General features: G+C 42.0%; 21 protein-coding genes and 1 pseudogene. 13 read left to right on the top strand and 9 right to left on the bottom strand.

The features are described from left to right. Positions 1–243: 243 nt before the first annotated feature. From ACYVIL_RS04560 to ACYVIL_RS04545, 4 genes and pseudogenes are all read right to left on the bottom strand, one after another. Positions 244–2441 (bottom strand): annotated as a pseudogene (locus ACYVIL_RS04560) (alginate lyase family protein). Between the two features lie 273 nt (positions 2442–2714). Beyond that, on the bottom strand, positions 2715–3299 hold the full coding sequence (gene ssb, locus ACYVIL_RS04555; RefSeq protein ID WP_303476861.1) for a single-stranded DNA-binding protein: 585 nt from the start codon (positions 3297–3299) through the stop codon (positions 2715–2717). Between the two features lie 308 nt (positions 3300–3607). After that, positions 3608–4474: an HpcH/HpaI aldolase/citrate lyase family protein gene (locus tag ACYVIL_RS04550; protein ID WP_460311733.1), complete on the bottom strand. Its 867-nt coding sequence runs from the start codon at positions 4472–4474 to the stop codon at positions 3608–3610. Between the two features lie 72 nt (positions 4475–4546). Further along, entirely contained in the window at positions 4547–5902 is a 1356-nt protein-coding gene (locus ACYVIL_RS04545; RefSeq protein WP_460311732.1) for an MFS transporter, read from the bottom strand. A 273-nt stretch (positions 5903–6175) separates the two neighbouring features. Between ACYVIL_RS04545 and uvrA the strand changes: the two genes are divergently transcribed. The 3 genes from uvrA to ACYVIL_RS04530 are packed head-to-tail and all read left to right on the top strand — an operon-like array spanning position 6176 to position 10136. Continuing rightward, positions 6176–9016: an excinuclease ABC subunit UvrA gene (gene uvrA / locus ACYVIL_RS04540; RefSeq protein WP_460311796.1), complete on the top strand. Its 2841-nt coding sequence runs from the start codon at positions 6176–6178 to the stop codon at positions 9014–9016. A 17-nt stretch (positions 9017–9033) separates the two neighbouring features. Beyond that, on the top strand, positions 9034–9441 hold the full coding sequence (locus ACYVIL_RS04535; RefSeq protein ID WP_303476853.1) for an acyl-CoA thioesterase: 408 nt from the start codon (positions 9034–9036) through the stop codon (positions 9439–9441). Then, positions 9441–10136 (top strand): 2OG-Fe(II) oxygenase, encoded by a 696-nt coding sequence (locus ACYVIL_RS04530; RefSeq protein WP_460311731.1) that lies wholly within the window; start codon positions 9441–9443, stop codon positions 10134–10136. The genes ACYVIL_RS04535 and ACYVIL_RS04530 overlap by 1 nt, the downstream gene beginning before the upstream one ends. A 26-nt stretch (positions 10137–10162) precedes the next feature. Here the strand turns inward: ACYVIL_RS04530 and ACYVIL_RS04525 are convergent, their stop codons facing one another. From ACYVIL_RS04525 to ACYVIL_RS04510, 4 genes are all read right to left on the bottom strand, one after another. Beyond that, the gene (locus ACYVIL_RS04525; protein WP_303476848.1) at positions 10163–10636 is read right to left on the bottom strand and encodes a DUF3299 domain-containing protein; all 474 of its coding nucleotides are present in this window, start codon (positions 10634–10636) and stop codon (positions 10163–10165) included. A gap of 12 nt (positions 10637–10648) precedes the next feature. Further along, positions 10649–11911, bottom strand: a complete 1263-nt coding sequence (locus ACYVIL_RS04520; RefSeq protein ID WP_303476846.1) for an MFS transporter — start codon at positions 11909–11911, stop codon at positions 10649–10651. A 172-nt stretch (positions 11912–12083) separates the two neighbouring features. Beyond that, on the bottom strand, positions 12084–12614 hold the full coding sequence (gene ppa / locus ACYVIL_RS04515; RefSeq protein WP_303476844.1) for an inorganic diphosphatase: 531 nt from the start codon (positions 12612–12614) through the stop codon (positions 12084–12086). Between the two features lie 231 nt (positions 12615–12845). Continuing rightward, on the bottom strand, positions 12846–13820 hold the full coding sequence (locus tag ACYVIL_RS04510; RefSeq protein WP_303476843.1) for a class 1 fructose-bisphosphatase: 975 nt from the start codon (positions 13818–13820) through the stop codon (positions 12846–12848). 199 nt (positions 13821–14019) lie between these two features. On the opposite strand from ACYVIL_RS04510, the gene mpl reads away from it, so the two are divergent. The 3 genes from mpl to ACYVIL_RS04495 are packed head-to-tail and all read left to right on the top strand — an operon-like array spanning position 14020 to position 16794. After that, positions 14020–15375, top strand: a complete 1356-nt coding sequence (gene mpl / locus ACYVIL_RS04505) for a UDP-N-acetylmuramate:L-alanyl-gamma-D-glutamyl-meso-diaminopimelate ligase (protein WP_460311730.1) — start codon at positions 14020–14022, stop codon at positions 15373–15375. Then, positions 15365–15979 carry a flavin prenyltransferase UbiX gene (locus ACYVIL_RS04500; RefSeq protein WP_460311729.1) on the top strand — a complete coding sequence of 205 codons (615 nt, stop codon included), beginning with the start codon at positions 15365–15367 and terminating at the stop codon, positions 15977–15979. Before mpl ends, ACYVIL_RS04500 begins: the two co-directional genes overlap by 11 nt. 17 nt (positions 15980–15996) lie before the next feature. Next, positions 15997–16794: a S1/P1 nuclease gene (locus tag ACYVIL_RS04495; protein ID WP_460311728.1), complete on the top strand. Its 798-nt coding sequence runs from the start codon at positions 15997–15999 to the stop codon at positions 16792–16794. A 155-nt stretch (positions 16795–16949) separates the two neighbouring features. On the opposite strand, the gene rraA is transcribed toward ACYVIL_RS04495, so the two are convergent. Beyond that, positions 16950–17435, bottom strand: coding sequence for a ribonuclease E activity regulator RraA (rraA, locus tag ACYVIL_RS04490; protein ID WP_303476936.1), 486 nt, complete (start codon positions 17433–17435; stop codon positions 16950–16952). A 195-nt stretch (positions 17436–17630) separates the two neighbouring features. Here rraA and ACYVIL_RS04485 point away from each other — a divergent pair, with 195 nt between their 5' ends. From ACYVIL_RS04485 to xerC, 7 genes are all read left to right on the top strand, one after another. Further along, a complete protein-coding gene (locus tag ACYVIL_RS04485; RefSeq protein WP_303476834.1) occupies positions 17631–18143 on the top strand; it encodes a phosphatase PAP2 family protein in 513 nt (170 codons plus the stop codon). A gap of 9 nt (positions 18144–18152) precedes the next feature. Next, positions 18153–19217, top strand: coding sequence for an MJ1255/VC2487 family glycosyltransferase (locus ACYVIL_RS04480; protein WP_460311727.1), 1065 nt, complete (start codon positions 18153–18155; stop codon positions 19215–19217). 608 nt (positions 19218–19825) lie between these two features. Then, positions 19826–19984, top strand: coding sequence for an LptM family lipoprotein (locus tag ACYVIL_RS04475; protein WP_460311726.1), 159 nt, complete (start codon positions 19826–19828; stop codon positions 19982–19984). Continuing rightward, entirely contained in the window at positions 19985–21232 is a 1248-nt protein-coding gene (gene lysA, locus ACYVIL_RS04470) for a diaminopimelate decarboxylase (protein WP_303476825.1), read from the top strand. It begins immediately after the preceding gene. Between the two features lie 148 nt (positions 21233–21380). Beyond that, entirely contained in the window at positions 21381–22211 is an 831-nt protein-coding gene (gene dapF, locus ACYVIL_RS04465) for a diaminopimelate epimerase (RefSeq protein WP_460311725.1), read from the top strand. Beyond that, entirely contained in the window at positions 22208–22906 is a 699-nt protein-coding gene (locus tag ACYVIL_RS04460; RefSeq protein ID WP_460311724.1) for a DUF484 family protein, read from the top strand. The genes dapF and ACYVIL_RS04460 overlap by 4 nt, the downstream gene beginning before the upstream one ends. A gap of 2 nt (positions 22907–22908) precedes the next feature. After that, positions 22909–23802: a tyrosine recombinase XerC gene (gene xerC, locus ACYVIL_RS04455; protein WP_303476819.1), complete on the top strand. Its 894-nt coding sequence runs from the start codon at positions 22909–22911 to the stop codon at positions 23800–23802. The last annotated feature ends 1 nt before the right edge of the window (position 23803 follow it).

Here is a 23803-nt window from a genome sequence, read left to right as displayed (position 1 = left end):
ATGTTTTGCGATTAAATGGATACTTCACTGAACCAAAGATAAGTCATTTTTTAAACAAATACCAAAAAAGCGCCTAAAAAACACGGTAGATTTACAGTAGAGGAGTATTGATAGAGGTAGAGACGAGGAGAAGGCGATTTCAATTAAAAAAGCCGTCTTCATCTCTGTGCATATTTTTGCAATATCACTGGATTGCAACAGAGAATCCTACGGCTGGTGTTTAATATGGTTGATGCTTATTTTTTATTGGTAGAAATAAGGCCCCGTCCAACTATATTTTTTGCCATTAACTTTCAAGCTATGCTTGGCAGTTTTTGAGGCATTATCGTTGGCAATAATGAATAACTGCTGATTACCTGCCAAGTCTGTAATAGTCACTCCAGTGTAGTTCTTGTTATCCACTACTACGTTTAAATCTGCGATATTACTTTTTGAATTTTGTGATAACTCAGTCACAGGTCCGTAGGAGCCATGGGGCTCAATAACAAAGAGGCATCACGGCGCAAGTTAAATTCAGGATCATTAGCGCCAATGCGGGTGAAAAGCAACTCATCATCGTTATCCGTCACGGCCGTTAAGGTGTAATACTTGCCATTACCTAACCATGAAAATTTTGAATTTCCGTTCACTCCATTGCCTTTGCCTTCAACGAAAAGATGTTGATAACCATTATCTTCTCCTAACGGACGCAGGACTTTAGGAGAGTCATAAGCAAAGTTCATATCCAAAACCTGTCCCATAAAGTAATACGGGAGATCATATTGATTTTTGCTATCTGATTTAACACGCATGATATCGAGTAAAAAGGCTTTCTCAAAGCTTTCATCCTTAATCATTGCCATAGTGCGATGCATAGATGTGCCAGGGTAAGCATTGCTTTCTGTGGCACTCACCACCTGAACATTGTCTTTTTCAGCATCGAAGGTAAACAACTCAGAATGATGTTGACTGGCAATATCATAGCTACCATTAAAGTGCTTTTTCTCATTTACAGATAAGGTATTGTGAGCAATGGTTGTTTTTGCCCAAGTCGTGTTCTCTTTAAGATAGTTACCGCCGCCTTTTTGTTCAATATTAACAAAGCGGGCTAATCCGTAATCCTGTAAAACTTCATCACCTTTTTCATACAAAGAATAAGAAAGCTTATCGTAGTGACCATGGCTCAGGCCCTGAGCCGCATATTTAAAGACTAAAGTGAGATCTTCATTGCCATAACGCAATATGCCGATTCCCCCTTGTTTACCATCAATACCATCACTTAGATTAATTGATTTTTTGGTGAATGGTTTAGCTTCGCCGTCGCGTACACCTATTGCCGCCGCTAAGCCAGACTCATCAATAAGTACCTGCCCTTGTTTTTCAACGATACTGAGTAGCTCAGGGTTTTTATCGCCATAAAAATACGCCAGATTAACCGCTGAAACTAAAGAACTGGTGTAATAGGACATGCCTTTTTGGCCATCGTTAATTGGGAAAAATTCACCATCAGCATCAGACAAATTCAGTAACGCGTTAACCCCTTTGAGTAACACGTTATTTTTATGCTGTAACACTTTCATTTCTGGGCGGTTATTTTCCATTGCCAGTGCCAATATTAAGAATGGGTACATGGCATAACGCTGATAATAAGGTCCTTCAGTATAATAACCGTCAGGTGAGAAAGGTTCTTCTAGGTTGGCAAAGAAACCTTTGCGTTGCCCTTCGACTTTAATTGTTCCGCCGTCGTTGTCTTTACCACCGACTTCTAAACCGTCATCTTCAATGCCATAAAGTGCACGTTGAATAAGTTCTTCGTCATCCATTACCAAACCAATCATACCTACAGCCGTGATCCCCCATGTACTGTGGTTATGTACGCGGTTGAAAAACTGTGGGTTTTCTAATGAAATAAAGTCAGCAAAAGGGCGAAATAAATTTGTTTCAAGCTTGTCGCGCTCACTCTCACTCAAGTAATCGTAAATGGCATCATAAGCCTGGCTCATGTAAACCAACCAGTTACTGTCGTTTAGACACTGCCAAAATAGCTTTCCTCTGGCATAAGAGCGCTCTTGTGGATGAAGCGGTAGATCTTTGTACATTGCTTCATACTGAAACAACATATCACGGATATATTTGGCATACTTTTCGTCTTCTAAAACTTGGTACAGCACACCAGCTTTTTGCGCAGTAAAGAAGTTTAATTTGTGACGTTGGTGGGTATAACCGCCAGAAAAATCCTTTGGAATTGGGGTATCGATACCGGTTGCAATCTCTACATCAACTTCTCGTTTTATGCGAGCAAGAGACTCATCAAATAAAGGAACTTGGCCTAAATTCGCTCTAATTCTTTCCACACCGGGCTCGGTCAGAATAAGATTTGGGTGTTCTTTTGCACTGAGGGCGAAAGACGAAATACTAATCCCAATGGATAGCAAAGTAACAGAGAACTTTTTTAGGTTCATTAAGCTTGAGTTCCTTTTTTCAAAAACCGTATTGCAAATAGTTGCGATCAATCATTAACTCGTAACATTAACATATTGATGACAATTTAGGGAAAGTACAATAACAGAATCAACCGAGTATAAAAGCAGACCACTAAGTTATAATGTTAGCCCTCCGTTGAAATTGAATTAAGTTAAATACAATTATTAATTAAAGCGTAAAGGTTGCCATAAAAAAGCCGCTTAATAGCGGCTTTCTAGGGTGTTTTTCAACATTTCCAGTTTTGTCTTTGGTTAGAACGGAATATCATCATCAAAATCAAAGTCAGGCTCAGCCATAGGCGGCTTATTCCCTGGATTTTGTTGATTCGCACCTGGATTCTGTTGAGGTGCGTTGCCGTATTGCTGTCCACCGCCTTGTTGTGGTGGTTTAGCGTAATTCTGCTGTGGTGCTTGTGCAGGCTTTTGTGGCGCTTGGTTATATTGACCACCGCCTTGACCTTGATTCGAATAGCCACCTTGCTGATTGTCAGATTGGCCTCCACGACCTCCTAACATCTGCATTTGATCAACAATAATCTCAGTAGTGTATTTGTCTTGACCACTTTGATCTTGCCATTTACGCGTTTGCAGTTTGCCTTCTACATAAATTTGCGACCCTTTACGCAAATATTCACCGGCAATTTCAGCTAAACGACGATACATGGTCAATCTATGCCATTCGGTGCGCTCTTGCATCTGCCCACTTTGGTCTTTCCAACTTTCACTGGTAGCCAAACTTAAATTTGCTACTGCATTACCGTTGGGCATGTATCTAACTTCTGGATCTTGTCCAATATTACCCACTAAAATGACTTTGTTGACACCTTTAGTTGCCATGTTTACTCCTATTATTCGTTGCTAAACAAGTTGTCTTTCCCATTTCTTGTATGTCTCAAGACATACTTATTTAGCATCCAAGCAGATATTTCTAAATTGGTTATTAAATTCAGAAACTTACCTAAATATTTATGTAGAAAAGGTATGTTCGCTGCCAATTTAGTTAAAAAACTTGGCATCATTGTTCGTATTTATCCGCAGTATTGTAACCCGAATAGTTAGTTTTATCTCAATAAAATCAGAACTAAATTCAGTTTAAATTACTTACCATTAATATAAATCAATTTACTCATTGAGCTAGTCTAGTTTTACCGATTTAGCCTTTTCAAAAGATTTTCTGCTCGTTTCACCACAGGTAAATCAATCATTTTATTGGCAAAATTAGTGGCCCCTGTCCCCTGCTCATATTGTTGCTGGAAAGACCGAATTATGTCATTGGCCTGTTTTACTTGTTGTTCAGAGGGCATAAAGACTTGATTCAATACTTTAACTTGCATTGGGTGTACACAAGGCGCACCAGAAAACCCTATTTTGCTGGCAAGCTCGGCAACGACCTGAAACTTGTCAGTATCGCTAAAATCCGCGATGGAAGCAGGAAACCCCATAGGTATGATATTTGCCCGCCGACACGCCATAATTAATTGCTGACAAGGGCCAACAAGTGCTTCAGTGATGGGTTCCATGCCAATGGACAAAGACAAATCTTCCGTGCCCATAGTCATGGCCACTAAGCGGCGAGAGCTATTAGCGATTTCGTCTAATTTAGACATCACATCAACGTGTTCAATTTGCGCAATCAGTCGCGTATACCCCGGGGGCATTTGCTTTTCATGTTCCAGTTCATCGATTGTCTCAGCAATTAATTGGATATGGGCCGCACTGCTGACTTTCGGGATAACTATGGCGCAAACCTGAGGATCAATTACCGCTTCTAAATCTCTTATTGCGAGTCGCAGTCCGGAGTTTATTCTAACTAAGGTATCAGCGCCGTCTTTCGCCACGACTTTAGCAGCAGTTACAATATTCGCCCGTGCAGTGGTTTTGTGGTCAGGAGGAATACTATCTTCTAAATCTAGAATATAACCATCAGCGCCACGAGTATGGGCTTTTTCAATAAATTTTTGATTATTAGCAGGTAGAAACAATAACGAGCGCCAAGGGATTAAATTAGTCATTTATATTCTCACCAAAATTGGCATTAAGTTTAACTTAATACAATCCATCCTTCGAAGACATTAAGTGCCGGCTTACGCTTGACCGGATGCAGTATCGAGGACGATTTGTTGCGCTTGTCGAAGATTAAATTCTGCAGTGGCTTTCACATAAACACTATTTTCGTGGGCCACCAAGGCAAGATCAACTACCCCAGGCATAGCCAACAGCTGCTTTTTTAGACGCTCTAAATCTGCAGCCCGGCTCACTCCACTTAAAGTATAGCGTCGATATTTACCCACGCTTTTCAAATTAAATACGATGCCTGTCCAAACAAGCAAAATGCCAATGGCACACATTAGTACTTCTGAAGGGGAGAAATATTGATTGAGAACTCCGGCTAACATTCCCCCTAAAAACGCACCAAAGAACTGAAAACTGGCATACATCCCCATGGCAGAGCCTTTTTTGCCAGCCGGTGCGATGCTCGAAACCCATGCAGGTAAGTTTGCTTCTAAATAATTAAAACCACTAAAAAAGACCACCGCGAAAGCGGCTACAGCGAATAAAGTTGTTGATAAAGATAATCCAGCACAGGCAATCATTAGCAGTAAAATCGACACTAACATCAGCACTTTCTGTGAAACTTTGCGATTTAGCCCTATCAGCACCGTTAAACCAACAATAGAACTTAACAATACCGGCAAATAGAGCTTCCATTGCACTTCAACCATTAACCCCATTTGTTGAAGCATTACCGGCAACTGCATGAAAAACAGAGTGATCATCATATGCAATAAACAAACACTGATGTTTAACTTTTGAATTTGTTTATCACCAAACAAATTAGCCACATCTTTCCAGGTGGGTAAGGTATCTCCTGAAGGTGCACTTTTGTGCTGTGAAGGGACCACAAAACCAACTATAAATATACATAAAATAGCTAATACCGCGGTGACAAAAAATATCCCAGATAACCCCCACAGATTAGAAATCATTGGCCCAATCATGAGTGCTAAGTAAAATGAAAAGCCGATGGCAATACCAATAATCGCCATCACTTTAGGTCGCTGATTTTCGCGACTAACGTCCGCAGCTAATGCCATAATAGCCCCTGCGATGGCCCCTGTACCTTGCAGTATGCGCCCTAACACTAGCATCCACATACTGTCAGCAAAACCTGCAATTAAACTGCCTAACGAAAACAGCAACAAGCCCACAATAATGATAGGTTTGCGGCCAAATTTGTCTGAAAACATTCCCATGGGAATTTGCAATATAGCTTGGGTTAAACCATATCCACCAATGGCAATTCCCACCATTAGAACAGAGTAATCAGGGTAGTCTTGGGCTAATATGGCTAAAACTGGCATCACCATAAATAGTCCCAACATTCTTAGGACATAGATAAAGGCAAGAGATAAGGCGGCACGTAATTCAGTTGCGTTCAAAACAAATCACTATGGTTTAAAATAAAGCTAATTGACGTCTTCCTGAATCAACAACATGGATTACAAAAATCTTTTGCCCATTAAATTGATTAAGAAGTGAATACTAAATATTGGCCGCGAAGTTTATCACAGCATTAAAATAGGCGATAGATGGTTAAAAACACGTTTTAAATAAAAAATTTACGCTTTTTTTGGAATAATAGCCCGTTCTGAATAGAGCATGATTTGCAATTATGTAATACTGATCTTTTGGTCGGGCAACATTTTGGATCCATGGATAAAATTGAAGTTAGGGGTGCGCGCACCCACAATCTGAAAAACGTCAATATAACGCTTCCCCGTGACAAGCTAATTGTTATTACAGGCCTGTCGGGTTCGGGTAAATCTTCTTTAGCTTTTGATACTTTATATGCTGAAGGGCAACGGCGTTATGTAGAATCCCTTTCCGCCTATGCCAGACAATTTTTGTCGATGATGGAAAAGCCCGATGTTGACCATATTGAAGGTTTATCACCGGCTATCTCCATCGAGCAAAAGTCAACGTCTCATAACCCACGCTCTACGGTGGGCACCATCACTGAAATTTACGATTACCTGCGCTTGTTATATGCCCGCGTAGGTGAGCCTCGATGCCCTACTCACCATGTTCCCTTAGCGGCACAAACGGTAAGTCAAATGGTCGACCGAGTGCTAGAGATGGAAGAAGGCACCAAGTTAATGTTACTTGCACCTGTTGTGCAAGAGCGCAAAGGCGAGCACATAAAAACCCTTGAGGGTTTAGCTGCACAAGGTTACATACGCGCACGCATTGATGGTGAGGTCTGTGACCTTTCCGATCCGCCTCAGCTCGACCTACATAAAAAGCACACCATTGAAGTGGTGGTCGACCGTTTCAAAGTGCGTGACGATTTAGCGTTAAGGTTATCTGAGTCTTTTGAAACTGCATTGCAGTTATCCGCAGGTGCCGCCAAGGTCGCCTTTATGGATGACTTAGCGAAAGACGAATTGGTATTTTCAGCCAACTTTGCGTGTCCCCACTGTGGTTACAGCATGGCTGAACTCGAGCCTAGGTTATTTTCCTTTAATAACCCTGCAGGTGCCTGTCCTACCTGTGACGGTTTAGGAAACAAACAGTTTTTCGATCCTGGAAAAATTGTTAGTAACCAAGAATTAAGTTTGTCTGGGGGCGCGATTCGCGGCTGGGACAAACGCAGTTACTATTATTTTCAGATGTTACAAGCCGTTGCTGATCATTACGGATTCAGCCTTACGGTTCCCTTTGAAGAACTTGATAGCAAACATAAAGATGTTATTTTGTTCGGCAGCAAAGGAACCGCAATTAAGTTTAAGTACATTAACGATCGCGGCGACATCATGGAGCGCAAGCATCCATTTGAAGGCATTATTCCAAATATGGACCGCCGCTATAAAGAGACAGAATCTAATGCTGTGCGTGAAGAGCTGTCTAAATACCTTAGCCAACAACACTGTAATAGTTGTGGCGGAGCCCGCTTGCGATTAGAAGCTAGAAACGTATTTATTGGTGAAACAGCACTACCAAGCATTACCGAGATGTCCATCTCTGATGCTCTGGAATTTTTTGACCAATTAGATTTAAGCGGACAGCGTGCACAGATCGCGGAAAAGATTCTAAAAGAAATTAACGACCGCTTAAGTTTTCTGGTTAACGTGGGTTTGAACTACCTTTCTATGTCAAGAAGTGCCGATACCTTATCCGGTGGCGAGGCCCAGCGCATCCGCTTAGCCAGTCAAATTGGTGCAGGCTTAGTAGGGGTTATGTACGTTTTAGATGAACCCTCAATCGGCTTGCATCAACGCGACAACGAACGCTTGTTAAAAACCCTTAGACACCTTCGGGATTTAGGTAACACGGTTATCGTTGTAGAGCATGATGAAGATGCCATCAAAGAAGCCGACTATATTGTTGATATCGGACCAGGAGCGGGCGTACACGGCGGCCAAATTGTTGCTGAAGGTAGCCTCGAAGACATATTAAAAAGTGAAGACTCACTTACAGGGAAATACCTTTCCGGTAGAGAGCGAATAGAAATCCCTAAAGAACGTAATAAAGTCAAAGACGATAAATGGGTGAAATTAACTGGTGCAACGGGAAATAACCTTCAGCAAGTAGATTTACATATCCCAATTGGACTCATGACCTGTGTAACCGGCGTCTCTGGCTCTGGCAAATCGACCTTGGTCAACGATACATTTTATAAGTTAGCACATCACGCCTTAAACGGTGCGACCACAGGTGAAGCTGCTCCTTACAAAGACATAACAGGCCTAGATCAACTAGATAAAGTGGTTGATATCGACCAGAGTCCAATCGGCCGCACACCGCGTTCAAATCCTGCAACTTACGCAGGTATATTCACTCCCATTCGAGAAATGTTTGCTGCTACCCAAGAGGCACGCTCTCGCGGTTACAAGCCAGGACGATTTAGTTTTAACGTCAAAGGCGGACGTTGTGAAGCTTGTCAGGGAGATGGTCTAATTAAAGTGGAAATGCACTTTTTACCCGATGTGTATGTGCCTTGTGACGTGTGCAAAAGCAAACGTTATAACCGCGAAACGTTAGAAGTAACCTACAAGGGCAAAGATATTAATCAAGTGCTCGATATGACGGTGGAAGAAGCCCGTGAATTCTTCGATGCCATTCCAGCGATTGCCCGTAAACTGCAAACCCTAATGGACGTAGGTTTGTCATACATTCGTTTAGGACAGTCTGCGACAACCCTTTCTGGCGGGGAAGCCCAACGGGTGAAACTTGCCAAAGAACTATCCAAACGTGATACCGGCCAAACCCTGTATATTTTGGATGAACCCACAACAGGATTGCATTTCCACGATATAAAACAATTATTGGAAGTGTTGCATAGGCTTCGGGATCACGGTAATACCGTAGTGGTTATTGAACACAATCTGGATGTGATAAAAACCGCAGATTGGATAGTCGATTTGGGGCCTGAAGGGGGTTCAGGCGGCGGTAATATTATCGCTCAAGGCACGCCAGAAGAGGTTAGCAAGGTGAAAGGCTCTCATACAGCTCATTTCCTTAAACCAATATTAGACGACGCCAGACAGGCATAATGGAATACAGATAGAGTATGTTTAGCGAAAAGTTTAACGTTAGATTTTATGAAACAGATGGTTTAGCCCATGTCAGCAACACTGTGGTTGCTGGCTGGTTTGAATGCGGTAGAGAGCCCATCTTCAAATTTTTCACTCCAGATCTAGATTTGAAAAACTGGCCACTGATTTTGGCCAGTTACAAAATCGATTTTCATTTACAGATATTTTACGGCAAACCAGTGGAAGTGCGCACTTATGTGAGCAGAATTGGCAATAGTTCTTTCGATACATATCAAGAGATTTGGCAACAAGATCAGAAAGTAGCCTCAGGTACGACTACCCTAGTGCGCTTTGATTTTAAAGCCAATAAAGCAGTGCCAATAGATGAAAGCATCAAATCCCAACTTCACGAGCATATTTATCCTCAGGTGGAAGCTGAGTAATGAAGGATTTTATTGAAGTCATCGATAACGTGGTGCCGCAAAAGTTGTGTGACGGATTCATCCAACGTTTTGAAAACAGTAAAAATACACAGCAAGGCCGAACCGGTGGCGGTGTCGATACTGACAAAAAACTAAGTAAAGACGTATCCATCGTCCAGAATGCTGAGTTTCAAGCCGAATATCAGGCGTTGCTCCCCTTGTTATCCCAACAATTGATGGCCTATTTTGAAAAGTACTTTTTTGCATTAATTGGGCCGATTGGATTAACCGTAAAAGATCCCAACACCGGCCTGCCGGTTAAATTGACCCAAGAAAACTTCGAGACTGTGGGCAAACCCAATTTACAAAATTTAGTGCAATATCTATTTCGTATCGGTGATATTAACGCCCAGAAATATCAGAAGCAAAAAGGCGGATATCCCTATTGGCACTCTGAAGTTTATCCCCAAGCGGGCAATAACGATGCACTTCATCGCATTTTATTATTTATGTTTTATTTAAATGACGTAGATGAAGGTGGCAGTACAGATTTTTATTATCAAGATAAGTCAGTGCAACCCAAAGCGGGCAGAATGGTCATTGCGCCAGCCTATTTTACCCATACCCACAGAGGTTGTGTGCCGGTTTCCAACGACAAATACATTCTAACCTCTTGGGTCTTGTTTAATCAGGCTGAACGCATTTATACCGGTTAGGGCTAAATAAGAAACCCTAACCTCAGTTAACCGTCATAGGGCAATACTTCTTGTCCTTGCAAGGTGTACCCTACTGTAGCAATTTCACCGCTCCAACTTTCCGTCGTCAAAGTGCCAACTACCCAAACCACATCGGTCAAAGCCATTGCTGGCACCCCCTTTGGAATTTTCACATAAACAATTTGATTAGGCGGTGGCGGGGGTACATGAATACAGGCCCCAAAAAATGGAACCAGTAAAAACTCCGTAATGTTGTCTTGATTTCCCTCGAGAGGAACAACAAACCCCGGTATCTTCACTTCCATATTGTTGAATTTGGTCACTACAGGAGCGGATAGGTTTTGCTGACCGGTGGATATAGCGTGGTCAATGTCGACAGGCGGCGCAACATAGTTTTTAGGTACTAAATCTTCCCAAAACACTTCCGTAGGCTCAGCAAAAGCAAAGTTAGTATTAACTAACAAAGCAAATAACAAACTCAGTCTAAGAGCACGCATCATTTTAGTTCATCCTTATACAATGGGCTTAATAGTTGTTGATTCTTCAGGTATTGCCGTTACGCTGCCCTTGCCAGCCTCTTGTATGGTTTGATTAGCCCAACCTAATGGGTTCTTTCTCACTTCATTACCGGCATCTGGAGAGTCGGGTATATTCAATGCTAACAATAAAGAACATACAGCAAAGCTAGCACCAATGAAAAATACCAATAACGGCGAAGTTAACCAAACGATACCTAATAATGCAGGGATCACCACAGCAGCAATATGATTAATAGTAAAGCTTACCCCAGCTGTAGAGGCAATATCTCGAGGATCAGCTATTTTTTGAAAGTAGGTTTTCATGGCGATAGCCATTGCGAAAAAAAGATGATCGAGCACATATAAAACAGCCGCCCACTGGGAACTGGTTACCAATGCATAACTGACAAAAATAACGATTAGACCAAGGTATTCTACTGTTAGTGCTCGCCGCTCACCTACTTTGGCAATCCAGCTACCAATTTTGCCAGCGAAAAACAAGTTAAATACATAGTTAATAATAAAAAGTAGACTGATTTCCCCTACACTATAACCAAATTTTTCAACCATCATAAATGAGGCAAAAACCATAAATATTTGACGGCGGGCACCACTGAAGAACGTCAGGCAATAATATAACCAATAACGTTTTCGCAAAAACATATGTTTATGTTGGGTAGAAGGTTGTTTAAATTGCGCGAACAAGCCCCACAAAAATATGACTATCATTAAACCTAGGCCACCAGCAAGCATGTACATGGTTTGATAACTTATTCCCACATATTCCATCAATAACCAAATACTGCCGTACGCAAATAAAGAAGCGAAACTTTTCACCGCCAATTGCTGCCCCATAAAGTGGGCCGTTTTGTCTTTTCCTAACCACTGCAAGGTTAATGATTGGTTGATGGTTTCAAAATAATGAAAACCAACGGACATAATCACTGTTGTGCAGTACAAGCCGATTTCAAATGGAAAGAAACCAGTCATTGCCACTCCAACACACATAAGTGCAAGAGAGAGCATTGCAAAGGTTTGCTCTTTAATCACCAAAAGTAAAAAAACGGCTGTAAATGCTAGAAAACCAGGTACTTCTCGTAGACTTTGCAGCATACCTATTTCAGCACCGCTAAATTGCGCTTTTTCCACCACAAAGTTGTTTAATAGCGCATTCCAAACAGAAAACACCAAGGGCATCACAAACGCCATGGCCAATAACAACAACTGGGGATTAGTTCGAATCGAATTTAGCTTCATGTTTCTATTGTCGAGCCATTTGAGGGACGAATATGAAAATCATCATAAACAGGTATTAATAAAGAAAGGTAAGTTTACAGGATTTTGTCGAAAAATACTTGGCTCGCCAAAAATTCAAAAAAAAGGCTAACCCGAGGTTAGCCTTTTTAGTAGTGCGGTCAAAACTAAGGGATTATTCTGCTTCGTAGCGCTTTACACTATCAACAATTTCGGCTTTAGCGTCTTCACAATTTCCCCAACCTTCGATTTTCACCCATTTGTTAGGCTCTAAATCTTTATAATGAGCGAAGAAATGTTCAATTTGTTGCTTAGTTAGCTCTGGAACCTGATCGATTTCTTTTACTTCACGATAGATAGTAGACAGTTTATCAATTGGCACAGCTAAAACTTTAGCATCTTCCCCTGACTCATCGGTCATTTTCAAAACACCCACTGGTCTACATTTAATGACTGAACCGGCCAACAAAGGGAACGGAGTCATCACTAAAACATCAACAGGGTCACCGTCTAAAGAAAGTGTCTGAGGTACATAGCCGTAGTTAGTTGGGTAGTGCATACAAGTTGCCATGAAACGATCAACAAATATAGCACCAGTATCTTTATCTACTTCATATTTTACTGGGTCAGCGTGGGCTGGGATTTCGATGATGACATTCACTTCATCTGGCAAGTTTTTACCGGCTGGAACAGCATTTAAGCTCATTGATTGATACCTTTAAGTTGTGATTTAACGTAAATTAGCGTAATTATAAAGACTTCCAGTGCAAGATGAAATCACTACCTTGGTCTTATTCTGGTTGTTTTAAAGTATTATGTGTCATTCACTCACGGATTATTATGAATTTGTGCCGTGAGTCGTCAAAAAAACTCCACAAAAAAGGGCGCAAGTACTAATCCGACGCCCTCAATTCATTAATGTCAGTTTAAAATCAGACTATTTTTTTGCGTAATAGGTGACGCAAGTCTCTACTTCTTCTTTTGAGCCCATGATAACCGGAACTCGTTGATGAATTTCTTCCGGCATAACTTCCAAAATTCGTCTGTCCCCCGTTGTTGCAGCGCCACCAGCCTGTTCGATTAGAAATGACATAGGGTTAGCTTCATACAACAAACGCAATTTACCCGCAATTTTCGGATTACGTTTATCAAATGGATAGGCAAACAGTCCACCACGAGAAAGTATACGGTGGATGTCACCAACCATGGCACCAACCCAGCGCATATTGAAGTTTTTGCCTCTAGGACCTTCATCCCCCGCCAATAAATCGTTTATGTAGTTCTGCATAGGCTCTTCCCAGTGGCGCTGGTTTGAGCTGTTGATGGAAAACTCTTTAGTTTGCGCAGGTACTTCAACATTCGCTTCGGTTAACAGGAAACCACCGTGAGTTTTATCAAGGGTATAGATATGAGTTCCTCGTCCGGTACTCATTGCCAACATTGTAGAAGGACCATAAAGCACATAGCCTGCTGCAACAATTTGCGTACCTGGCTGCAAAAACGCAGAAGGGTCATCCGGCTCCATCCATTGTGGCGCGTGGGTAATCGAAAAAATAGTACCAATCAAACTATTGATATCGGTATTTGATGAGCCATCAAGTGGATCGAAGCTCACTAAATATTTACCTTCAGGATGACAACCTACAACATCATCCTCTTCTTCTGAAGAAATGGCCTTCACATAGCCAGATTCTTTCAAAATATCTTTTAGAATCTGGTTAGAAATAACGTCAAGCTTCTTCTGCGTTTCGCCTTGAACATTTTCACTTAACAAAGAACCTAGCACGCCTGCTAATGCACCTTGACTAACCCTAAAAGAAATTTCCTTGCAACCTGCTAATAAAGTGCGGATCAACAATATTAGCTCCATTGGAGCGCCATCTTCTTGCAATTGTGAATTGAGTCGTTTCATTCTTGTGAAAGCCTATTTTAGAATTTATAAAAGACATGGTTTTGACAGTAATCATTACTAATCATAGAACACATTAATAAAGTGTACCTTTATTAAACACAAAACTCAGCACAAAAAACAACAAGTTAAGTGAATATCCATTTGTTGGCATTCCAATCTCTGTTAATCTTAGCCAAATTTTATTGATACAATCGAAGTTATGCATATTCATATTCTCGGAATTTGCGGCACCTTTATGGGGGGGATTGCCGCCATTGCCAAGTCAATGGGACACCATGTAAGTGGTTCTGATGCCAATGTTTACCCGCCAATGAGCACGCAATTAGAGTCCTTAGGAATTCCATTAACCCAAGGATTTGACCCTTCACAACTCAGACCAGAGCCGGATATGGTGATAATTGGCAATGCCATGTCACGGGGTAATCCATGTGTAGAAGAGGTACTAAATCGCAACTTAACGTACACCAGTGGCCCCCAATGGTTGTCGGAAAACGTATTAAAACAAAGGTGGGTCATCGCAGCCTCTGGAACCCATGGTAAAACCACCACTGCCAGTATGATTGCATGGATCCTTGAATATGCGGGCTTGCAACCTGGATTTTTAATTGGCGGGGTCCCAGAAAATTTTGGCATTTCAGCTCGCTTAGGAGAATCTCCTTTTTTCGTTATTGAAGCTGACGAATACGACAGTGCATTTTTTGATAAACGCTCCAAATTTGTGCACTATCATCCACGCACTTTAGTGCTAAACAACTTAGAGTTCGACCATGCAGATATTTTCGAAAACTTAGCCGCTATTCAAAAGCAGTTTCACCACCTAATGCGTATTTTGCCCGGCAATGGATTGGCTCTCGCCCCCGCTGCGGATGAAAATATCGCACAGGTTTTGAAACAAGGTTGTTGGACACCCATCCAATATATCGGCACTGACTGGCAAGCAGAAAACCAGTCTGATGATGGCAGTGAATTTGATGTGTTGTTGGATAAAACCAAGTTGGGGCGGGTGAATTGGCCACTGATTGGCCAACACAATGTTCACAATGGAATAATGGCTATAGCGGCAGCCCGTCATGCCGGTGTAAAACCCGACTTAGCAATTGAAGCCTTAGGTCAATTCGTGAATGCCAAAAGGCGAATGGAAACCCGTGGGGTAGTTAATAACATCACGGTTTACGATGATTTCGCCCACCATCCCACGGCCATCGCGACCACCCTCGAAGGCCTCAGACATAAAGTCAAAGATGCGCGGATCTTTGCAGTTTTGGAGCCCCGTTCAGCCACCATGAAAATGGGGGTACATAAACACACCTTAGCTAAATCTTGGGGACATGCCGATCAGGTATTATTGTTTCAACCCAGCAATTTAGACTGGTCTTTGGCACAACTCATCGCAGGTTCAGACGTTCCTGCAAAAGTATATGATAATGTAGACGACATTATTGCTGCGCTGTTGCAAAATGTTGCTCTTGGAGACCATATTTTGGTCATGAGTAATGGTGGTTTTAGCGGCATTCATGCACGTTTACTAGAGCAACTGAGCAAACATGAATTTTGATAAAAAAATAACACTGGCTTTTACTGGCGCGTCTGGCGCTCCTTACGGGTTGCGTCTACTTGAAACCCTAGTGGCAGCTAATTATCAAGTGTATTTACTGATCTCTTCGGCGGCTCGAGTGGTGTTAGCGACCGAAGAAGACTTGAAGATACCTGCCAACCCAAAAACCTGTAGCGAATTTTTTACTCAGCGTTTTGCTGCTAAGCCTGAACAAATCAAAGTCTTCGGTAAAGATGAGTGGTTCTCTCCTGTAGCTTCAGGCTCTGCTGCACCGAAACAAATGGTAGTTTGCCCTTGTTCAACAGGCTCATTGAGTGCCATTACTACAGGTAAAAGTGATAACCTAATTGAGCGGGCGGCTGATGTAGTGATAAAAGAACGGGGACAGTTGATCCTTGTTCCCCGAGAGATGCCGTTGTCGACCATTCACCTTGAAAATATGCTGAAATTGTCACAAATGGGTGTAACCATAATGCCCGCGGCCCCCGGCTTTTATCATCAACCTAAACGAATTGAAGACTTAGTTGACTTTGTAGTGGCGAGAATTCTCGACCATTTAAATATCGATCAAAAATTAATGCCTCGCTGGGGCTATCAGAAATAAGTAAGAGTAAGCAAACCATGTTCCTGAATTCTCGCGTTTTAAAATTATCGCAATTTGCAATCGCTGCACTTTGTTTATTGCAAACTTCTAAAGCAGTGGCTTGGGGTCAAACTGGCCACCGAGTAACAGCAAGCATCGCAGAAAAGTATTTAAGCGATGATGCAAAAGCGAAAATCGACGCTTTGTACCCAACACAGTCATTGGCGGAAATATCCACCTTAGCCGACGAAATGCGCTCAGATCCATCGGAGTTTTGGCAAAAGACATCGCCACCTTGGCATTACGTGAGTGTGGACGAAGGTTCTGAGTATCATTCTTCCAAACACGCCCCTTCCCATGGGGACGCTTATACGGCCTTAGTATCGTTTTCTGCAACCCTGAAAAACCCAAAAGCAACCTTACAAGACCGACAATTAGCATTGCATTTTATTGTGCATATTATTGGCGATTTACATCAACCATTGCACGCCGGTAATGGAACGGATCGGGGTGGAAATGATGTCAAAGTAGAGTTCTTTTGGCAGGAATCGAATCTTCACAGAGTGTGGGATAGCGGCATTATTGACAACAAAAAGTTATCTTATACTGAGTGGACAGATTGGCTAAGTCGCAAAATTACCCCAGAGATGGCTAAACAGTGGCAGACAACAGATCCCAAAGTATGGATTAAGGAAAGTATTCAGTTGCGTGAGCAAGCTTACCCCTCAGAAGAAAAACTCAGTTGGCAATATCAACATCAGCATTTGCCTGAGATTAAACAACGATTGCAGATGGCAGGCGTTCGCATCGCGGCGTATCTAAATTCAATTTTATAAAATAAACAATTCAGTTGTTTAACTGCCTCAATGCAGAATGCAGCGGGCAAACCGTGACGACAAAGAAGGGACAACCAGGCTGTTCAATTTAAAGAACAGCCAGGTTAATCAATGTCTGTTAAAAATGCTCGACCTTGCGGCGGAACCCACAAGCCTCATTCAATATCTAAAGGTTCAGGCGATAAAATAATGCCAGTACTATCAGCGTATAAATGATCTTCAGGCAAAAAAGTAACACCCGCGAAATTTACCGCAACGTCCACCTCGCCTATTTGCTCAAACGCAGCATTGACGGGAATCGACGCCACCCCATGAATGCCAATATCAAGTTCTTCAAGTTGGTCGACTTCACGCACGCTGCCATAGCAAACAATGCCTTCCCAGTCATTTTCAATGGCAATTTGCGCAGTGTTTACGTCAATGAGTGCACGGCGAGTCGATCCGCCGCCATCGATGAGTAGCACCTTGCCTTTTCCTGGTTGAGACAATACTTTATCAATTAGGCCTTTATCTTCGTGGCATTTAATGGTTGTAATCTCACCACCGTAAGAAAGCCTACCCCCATAATTTACGAATAAAGGGTCGACAACGTCTACACTATCAGCAAATAAATCACACAATTCAGAGGTGTTGTATTCCATCAGCGAGTCCAACTTCAGCATTAAAGCCCTAGGTTAATTGTTAGCAACGAGTTTGTAAAACCTTAGATGAGTTTTCTTCATTGTCATAAATATGACTTATATTTGTCACAAAGGTTTCGTTTTTCTGTCAACTAGCCTTCACACTCAATGGTTATTTTTATTCTCAATGAGTACACATAGAAAGAGTACCTAGAGATGAATGCATTTGGCAGAGCTGATACACACATATTCCGCTGGATTTTCGGTGTAACCGCGGGTCGCGATTGCCGAATCATTAAATACATATCCAAAAGCGGTGATGGACACGTTTATTTGCTGTTAGGTGTACTTCTGTGTGCATTTGATCCCGAAGATGGGGCAATTTTCCTGTATACATCTTTACTAGCGTACGCCCTAGAGTTACCCATCTACGTGATTTTGAAAAAACTTTTTAAGCGCCAACGGCCTTGCGACTTAATCTATAATTTTCGATCTCACATTACGCCATCTGATAAATTTAGTTTACCCTCAGGTCATACTGCAGCGGCCTTCTTAATGGCTTCACTATTGGCACACTTCTACCCTAGCGTAGCAGTTTTAGTATACATCTGGGCAAGTTTAATTGGACTATCCAGAGTAATGCTCGGTGTCCATTATCCAAGTGACATTGTTGCCGGTGCTTTTTTAGGTATCATTATTTCAATGTTGAGTCTTTCTATCCTTGTTTAAGTAGTATTAATGAAAATATTGTATGGCGTGCAAGGCACGGGCAATGGCCACATTGCTCGAGCACGAATCATGGCTAAAGCATTTGCAAAACGCGATGACATTGAAGTTGACTTTATATTTAGCGGTCGCGATCCCTCTCGCTATTTCGACATGGAAGTATTTGGAAATTACCGCACTGTGAAGGGGTTAACCTTTATTACCGAAAATGGCCAAGTGGACCGCTGGAAAACCTTAAAACAAGCCGAAGTAAAGCAATTCATAAGAGACGTAAAACAGTTAAATGTGGCAAAGTACCATGTTCTTCTCAATGACTTCGAACCAGTAACGGCTTGGGCTGCCAAAATGAATGACTTATCCTCCATTGCGATTAGTCATCAGGCCGCGTTTAAACACAAAGTCCCCAAACAAGGTGAAACCTGGCTCGATAGATTGCTGATGCGTACATTCGCTCCCTGCGATATTAATTTAGGGGTGCATTGGTACCACTTTGGTTTTCCTATCATGCCGCCTTTTATTGAAGAGCCTTACAGCAAAGCCACTTCAGGTGAACATATATTGGTCTATTTGCCATTTGAAAATATAGCGGCTATCAAATCACTGTTGGAAAAATTCCCCAACGAAAAATTTCTTTGTTACCACCCCGACATAGAAGCCCCTTTCGCCAATGACAATAGCCTGTGGCGCCCACTATCAAAACAAACCTTCCAACAGGCTTTATTTGAATGTGCCGGAGTCATCGCCAATGGCGGATTTGAATTATCTAGCGAATGCTTGCAACTGGGTAAGAAAATCTTAGTCAAGCCACTTAAAAATCAATACGAACAAACTTCAAATCGCATCACCTTAGAACGCATGAATCGCTGCGAAAGCATGGACAGCCTAGATCCCCAAATCGTATCCAAATGGCTAAGCAAAGACTCGCCCGAACCAATTAGCTACCCCAACTCGCCAGACATACTCATTGACTGGTTAATGGAAGGAGACTATCTGGATACAAAAACCCTATGCGAGCAGCTCTGGAAAAACACCCACTTTCCAGATTCAGTACGCTCGGCACTCGCAAACCAGACTTAAGCTATTTAGCCCGAAACGCCTACCTCCCCTGTTTTACGGTGGGCTCTATTTCCTTTTTGGGTGGGTGTCTCAATTACAACGTCGATGGGTGTCTCAAGGTGACGGCTATGGCTGTCCTATTAGGCACTCTTTTTCAGGTGGGTGTCTTAAAATAGCTGTCCCATGGATGTCCCAAATATGGCATAGGCAATTTCGATGGGTGTCTCAATTACAAAGTCGCTCTCTACGACTAAAAATTAAGTGCCTGTCTACGTAATTTTATTCATGACTGTCCAGATAACACCTACCATCCGGAAAACAAAGTGGGTGGGTGTCCTAACAACTTTGGGTAGGGCTCAAAATAGGCAATTTCGATGGATGTCTCAATTACAACGTCGATGGGTGTCTCAGTTACACGGGCTCTATTTCCTTTTTGGATGGGTGTCTTGATAACTTTTAGGTGGGTGTCTCAATTACAAAGTCGATGGGTGTCTCAAACAAGGTCTTACTAAAAACCTCTACAATTAGTAATTTATTGTATGTCTTATCCCAAATCAGGTAGTAGCAATGCTTGTTTTTTTTGCTTTTGATGGGATGATATAGACTTTCGTAACGGTTGGGTGATTACAGTGTTCAAAAATCTGCGTTGTGCCATGCGCGCACTTTCCTTATTGGCGGTCATTTTTATCATTTCCAGTTGTGGAGTAAAGGGTGATCTAATTCATCCAACAGAGCAAAACTCACCAGCCACAGACCAAAACATAGATGACTCAGAGGAGCAATCGTAGTTGGATTACTTTCAGTATCAAGATTCTACCCTTTACGCCGAAGATGTGCCCGTCCAGCAGATAGCTGAACAATTCGGGACACCTTGTTATGTATATTCCAGAGCAACAATAGAGCGTCATTGGCATGCGTTTGACCAAGCAGCTGGCAAGCATGCACACTTAATTTGTTATGCGGTAAAAGCGAATTCAAATTTAGCGGTGCTATCGGTAATGGCCAAATTAGGCTCTGGTTTCGATATTGTTTCAGGCGGTGAATTATCTCGCGTTATTGAAGCCGGTGGCGACCCAACTAAAGTAGTGTTTTCAGGGGTCGGTAAAACCGAACAAGAAATTGAATTTGCACTGTCTAAAAACATTTTGTGTTTTAATGTAGAGTCTGAGCCTGAGTTAGAGCGAATCAACAAAGTAGCCTCCAAACTGAATGTAGTTGCGCCAATTTCAATTCGCGTGAACCCGGATGTTGATGCCAAAACTCACCCGTATATTTCAACAGGACTCAAAGCCAACAAGTTTGGAATACCAAGAGAAAACGCTGTAGCCACCTATAAACTCGCGGCAAGTTACCAACATCTGGAAGTGAAAGGCATGGATTGTCATATTGGCTCTCAGCTCACAGACATTGATCCCTTTGTAGACGCCCTAGATAGAATGTTGTCGCTGATTGACGAGCTGGCTGAATTGGGTATTACCATCAGTCATCTCGATGTAGGCGGTGGGTTAGGAGTTGCATACAAAGATGAGACCCCACCCCATCCGGATGCCTATGTTGAAGCGCTAATGACGCGCATGGAGAAACGACCTGAGTTGAAATTAATATTTGAACCTGGTCGAGCGATAATGGCAAACGCGGGGATTCTCATTACGAAAGTAGAATTCATTAAGCAAGGTGAAGAGAAGAATTTCGCGATTGTTGATGCCGCCATGAATGATTTGATTCGTCCAGCCCTTTACTCTGCTTGGCAAAATATCATTCCTGCAGAGCTCAGCTCTGGAAAGCCAAAAGCAACCTATGACATTGTGGGTCCCATTTGTGAAACAGGGGATTTCATTGGCAAAGACCGTGAACTAGAAATCGTTCCAAATGACTTATTGGTGGTACGTAGTGCTGGTGCTTACGGTTTTGTGATGGCATCAAATTACAACAGTCGCTGTCGCCCAGCTGAAATAATCGTTGATAAAAACAGCTTACACTTAGCTCGAGAACGGGAAATGTTATCTGACCTTTGGAAAGGGGAACACGTTCTTTAATCGCCGACTCATGTGAATGAGCTAAGGTGATTTTCATTGTTTTTTAGTGTGTGTCGGAAATTGACTGCAAAATAGCTATTTTGGTCGCCGCATATGTAGGTTAATATAACTGTAATAAAACTTTTAGTAGTAGCTTTTAGAATTAATAATGCAAATTCAATTTTCTAAAATGCATGGGCTGGGCAACGACTTTGTCGTTATAGATAATGTCACGCAAAATGTGTTTTTTTCAAAAGACAAAATTCAGCAATTGGCTGATAGAAATTTTGGGATCGGATTTGACCAGCTGTTGTTGGTCGAACCTCCGTACGATCCTGAACAAGACTTTCATTATCGAATTTTCAATGCCGATGGTTCAGAAGTATCGCAGTGTGGAAATGGCGCAAGGTGCTTTGCAAAGTTTGTAAAAATAAAAGGGTTAACTAACCGTAACAAGGTTGTTGTCAGTACTAAGTCTGGCAAGATAGTGCTGTATCTTGAAAAAGACGGTCAAGTTACTGTAAATATGGGGCGGCCTATTTTCGAGCCTGCAAAAATCCCATTGAAAGCCAATAAAGAAGAAAGAATTTATTTGATTCGAGCACAAGATAAAACCTTTATGGTTGGCTCTGTGTCTATGGGCAATCCCCATTGCGTGCTTGAAGTTGATGATGTGCAAACGGCTGATGTAGAAACTATTGGTCCATTACTTGAAGCCCACGATAGATTTCCTGAAAATGTAAATGTTGGATTCATGCAAATCATTAATGAAAACCATATAAAATTGCGTGTACACGAACGCGGAGCGGGTGAAACATTAGCCTGTGGTACTGGCGCGTGTGCAGCAGTGGCAATTGGTCAGATTCAAGGTAAACTAAGCAAAGATGTACGCGTTGATCTACCTGGTGGCACATTGAAAATACGTTGGCAAGGCAAAGACAATGTATTGAAAATGACTGGCCCTGCAGAACATATTTTTGATGGAACCCTAATAATATGAGTGATACAGCACAACAACAAGTAGATAGGGCTATGCTGACTAATTATGAAAAAGTCGCAGAGGTAGTTAGCGAAAAAGACGTTAAAAACTATTTATTGGAAAATCCTGACTTTTTTGTAAAAAATCCGCAAGTGGCTGAAAAGCTAGTGATTTCCCACCAGCAAAAAGGCAGTATATCCCTTGTTGAGTTGCAATCAGAGCAATTGCGTAAGAAAAATCGCGAACTATCCCACAAACTCAATCAACTCATTTCAATCGCTAAGCAAAACGAACAAATTTATCGTATTTATGCAGATCTTAATCTTCAGTTATTAGGCTGCCGTTTTTTCAGCGAAGTCCAAGACGTACTTGAAGATGTAATGCGCCAAAAACTGCTCTTATCTGCAGTCACCTTGAAATCGTTTAGCGGTGCCCATGCGTTACCGGAAATTCAACGTAAATTGTTTATCGAAAAACGCTTCAAACAAGACTGTTTTTTCTTTGGTCGCTTAAGCCAACATGAAACACAATTACTGTTCAAAGATGGAAATGTTGAATCTGTTGCACTTATGTTGCTAGGAGAAAAAGGCGAATTGGGTATATTGGCCATCGGTAGCAAAGATCCTAGTCATTTCAATCCAGATATGGATACCTTACTGATCACGCAATTGCAACAATTCTTAAATGTACTATTGCCAAACTTGGCTGGGTATTAGCGATGGATGCTCCAGCCTTAGAGCACTGGCTGGAAAAATTTTTTTCGTTTTTAAAGTACGAAAGAAACCTTTCTGCAAAAACACTAGATAATTACCATCGCCAACTCACGGCGGTTACTGAACAGCTCAATATTACAAGCTGGTCTGAATTAACTACCCAGCACATAAGGTCGATTTTGAGCCAAGCTAGACGCAAAAATCTGGCCCCCCGATCTATTGCATTACGACTTTCAGCTATGCGTACTTTTTGCCAGTTTTTAGTGGCCGAAAATATTCTTAAAACCAATCCTGCAAAAGCAGTGCAAACGCCTAAACTTGGACGACCGCTACCAAAACACCTTAATGTTGATCAGGTAGGTCAATTATTAGATATAGATCCTGAATCCGTGCTCGCTATCCGAGACCGTGCGATGATGGAATTAACATACGGCTGTGGTTTACGTTTAGCAGAGCTGTCTGGCTTAAATATGCAAGACATCGTCACTAAAGGGCAAATAAGAGTACTAGGTAAGGGCCGAAAAGAACGGATCATTCCGGTGGGTAAGACAGCCACTACATGGATAAATAAATGGCTTAGAGTTCGAAGTCAAATGACGCCTCCGGCAGATGAACAAGCTCTGTTTGTGAGCATGCATAAACGCAGAATAAGCCATCGCCAAATCGCCAAGCGAATGGAATTATGGGCTCATAAACAACATGTAGATCAAAAAGTAAATCCACATAAATTGCGACATTCTTATGCCACGCATATGCTAGAATCTAGTGGTGATTTGCGCGCCGTACAAGAACTGTTGGGCCATGCAAATCTGTCGACCACCCAAGTCTATACCCATTTAGATTTCCAGCATTTGGCCAAGGTGTACGACAATACGCATCCTAGATCTCGCAAAAAATAAA

Source organism: Aliiglaciecola aliphaticivorans (assembly GCF_054782055.1).
The sequence above is the reverse complement of the archived record's forward strand: the minus strand, read 5'-3'. Positions and strand labels throughout refer to the sequence as shown.

What these genes read in the sequence shown, in the direction of transcription:
- ssb (WP_303476861.1), bottom strand. Translation starts at nt 3,299, where the DNA reads ATGGCAACTAAAGGTGTCAACAAAGTCATTTTAGTGGGTAATATTGGA.
- ACYVIL_RS04550 (WP_460311733.1), bottom strand. Translation starts at nt 4,474, where the DNA reads ATGACTAATTTAATCCCTTGGCGCTCGTTATTGTTTCTACCTGCTAAT.
- uvrA (WP_460311796.1), top strand. Translation starts at nt 6,176, where the DNA reads ATGGATAAAATTGAAGTTAGGGGTGCGCGCACCCACAATCTGAAAAAC.
- ACYVIL_RS04535 (WP_303476853.1), top strand. Translation starts at nt 9,034, where the DNA reads ATGTTTAGCGAAAAGTTTAACGTTAGATTTTATGAAACAGATGGTTTA.
- ACYVIL_RS04530 (WP_460311731.1), top strand. Translation starts at nt 9,441, where the DNA reads ATGAAGGATTTTATTGAAGTCATCGATAACGTGGTGCCGCAAAAGTTG.
- ACYVIL_RS04525 (WP_303476848.1), bottom strand. Translation starts at nt 10,636, where the DNA reads ATGATGCGTGCTCTTAGACTGAGTTTGTTATTTGCTTTGTTAGTTAAT.
- ACYVIL_RS04520 (WP_303476846.1), bottom strand. Translation starts at nt 11,911, where the DNA reads ATGAAGCTAAATTCGATTCGAACTAATCCCCAGTTGTTGTTATTGGCC.
- ppa (WP_303476844.1), bottom strand. Translation starts at nt 12,614, where the DNA reads ATGAGCTTAAATGCTGTTCCAGCCGGTAAAAACTTGCCAGATGAAGTG.
- ACYVIL_RS04510 (WP_303476843.1), bottom strand. Translation starts at nt 13,820, where the DNA reads ATGAAACGACTCAATTCACAATTGCAAGAAGATGGCGCTCCAATGGAG.
- mpl (WP_460311730.1), top strand. Translation starts at nt 14,020, where the DNA reads ATGCATATTCATATTCTCGGAATTTGCGGCACCTTTATGGGGGGGATT.
- ACYVIL_RS04500 (WP_460311729.1), top strand. Translation starts at nt 15,365, where the DNA reads ATGAATTTTGATAAAAAAATAACACTGGCTTTTACTGGCGCGTCTGGC.
- ACYVIL_RS04495 (WP_460311728.1), top strand. Translation starts at nt 15,997, where the DNA reads ATGTTCCTGAATTCTCGCGTTTTAAAATTATCGCAATTTGCAATCGCT.
- rraA (WP_303476936.1), bottom strand. Translation starts at nt 17,435, where the DNA reads ATGGAATACAACACCTCTGAATTGTGTGATTTATTTGCTGATAGTGTA.
- ACYVIL_RS04485 (WP_303476834.1), top strand. Translation starts at nt 17,631, where the DNA reads ATGAATGCATTTGGCAGAGCTGATACACACATATTCCGCTGGATTTTC.
- ACYVIL_RS04480 (WP_460311727.1), top strand. Translation starts at nt 18,153, where the DNA reads ATGAAAATATTGTATGGCGTGCAAGGCACGGGCAATGGCCACATTGCT.
- dapF (WP_460311725.1), top strand. Translation starts at nt 21,381, where the DNA reads ATGCAAATTCAATTTTCTAAAATGCATGGGCTGGGCAACGACTTTGTC.
- ACYVIL_RS04460 (WP_460311724.1), top strand. Translation starts at nt 22,208, where the DNA reads ATGAGTGATACAGCACAACAACAAGTAGATAGGGCTATGCTGACTAAT.
- xerC (WP_303476819.1), top strand. Translation starts at nt 22,909, where the DNA reads ATGGATGCTCCAGCCTTAGAGCACTGGCTGGAAAAATTTTTTTCGTTT.